Source organism: bacterium (genome assembly GCA_024226335.1).
Classification (GTDB): Bacteria; Myxococcota_A; UBA9160; order SZUA-336; family SZUA-336; genus JAAELY01.
In genome coordinates this window covers 1-983 of the sequence record JAAELY010000065.1, presented here as the reverse complement: position 1 = coordinate 983, position 983 = coordinate 1, and the positions used below count along the sequence as shown (strand labels likewise).

The following is a 983-nucleotide window of genomic DNA, read 5'->3' as shown; positions in this document are numbered from 1 at the left end:
TGCTGCGGGTGAGCGGCGAAAGCTGAAGAGATGGTATCCAAGTCGATCCAGCGCGTGCTCGCGATCGCCGTCGTCGGGTTCAGCCTGGCGGGCGCCTGGTGGATCCACGGCGTGCAAGAGGTCGAACTCAGCCTGCAGGGACTGCGCAATCTGGTGGACGACCTGGGGATGATCGGTCCGATCGCACTCGTGGGCATCATCGCCCTGCGGCCCTTCCTCGCCCTGCCCTCCGCGATCCTGCTGGCGGTGGCGGGCCTGCTCTTTGGCGCGGTGGCCGGTGCGCTGTACGGAACGGCCGGTGGAACCCTGGGCGCGGCGATCGCCTTCTGGATCGCCCGCGTGATGGGCCGGGAAGCGATCCAGACGCGCCTCGGCGCCGCCTTCGAACCCGTAGACAAGTATCTCAGCTCTCGCGGGGCTCCCTGGCTCGCCGCCTACGTCGCGCTTCCGGTCTCGTTGCTGTCGCCGGTGTTCTTCGCCGCGGGCGTGACGAGAATGAGCTTCGCGCCCTTCGTCGCGGCCGCGGCCATCGGGTTCCTGCCGCGCGCGGGGCTGTACGCTTTTCTGGGTCGGACGATGGCGGAGCCGAGCCGGAACAATCTGATCCTCGCGTCGGCCTTCGTCATCGTGGCGATGATCGTCGTCTTCGCAGCGCGGCGTTACTTCGTTACAGGTGATTCCGGAGGCGAGTCCGGCGTGTCCGGAGGCGAGTCCGGGGACGATTCACGCGCAAGCTCGTAGCGTTTGAGTCTGCGTCTGACCACGGGCGCCAGAACGTAGAGTCCGAACAGATTCGGCACACAGATCAGGAAGACCAGTGCGTCGGAGAAGTCGAGCACCGCTTCGAGCTGGATCATGCAGCCCAACGCCACGAAGATGCAGAACACCGCGTTGAAACTCTGCACCTTGGCGCGCGAATCACCGACCAGGTAGACCCACGCGACCAGGCCGTAGTACGACCAGGAAATCATCGTCGAAAACGC

Annotated in this window: 2 protein-coding genes; one reads left to right on the top strand and one right to left on the bottom strand. The window is 65.6% G+C overall.

Going from position 1 to position 983, the window contains the following annotated elements; all coding sequences use genetic code 11:
• The first annotated feature begins 30 nt into the window (after positions 1-30).
• Positions 31-741, top strand: coding sequence for a TVP38/TMEM64 family protein (locus GY725_03095; GenBank protein MCP4003162.1), 711 nt, complete (start codon positions 31-33; stop codon positions 739-741).
• Here the strand turns inward: GY725_03095 and GY725_03090 are convergent.
• Positions 660-983 (bottom strand): alanine:cation symporter family protein (locus GY725_03090; protein ID MCP4003161.1); only part of this gene is annotated, 324 nt, incomplete at its 5' end. The genes GY725_03095 and GY725_03090 overlap by 82 nt on opposite strands.

Coding starts and splice junctions, on each gene's coding strand:
- GY725_03095 (MCP4003162.1), top strand. CDS start 31: ATGGTATCCAAGTCGATCCAGCGCGTGCTCGCGATCGCCGTCGTCGGG.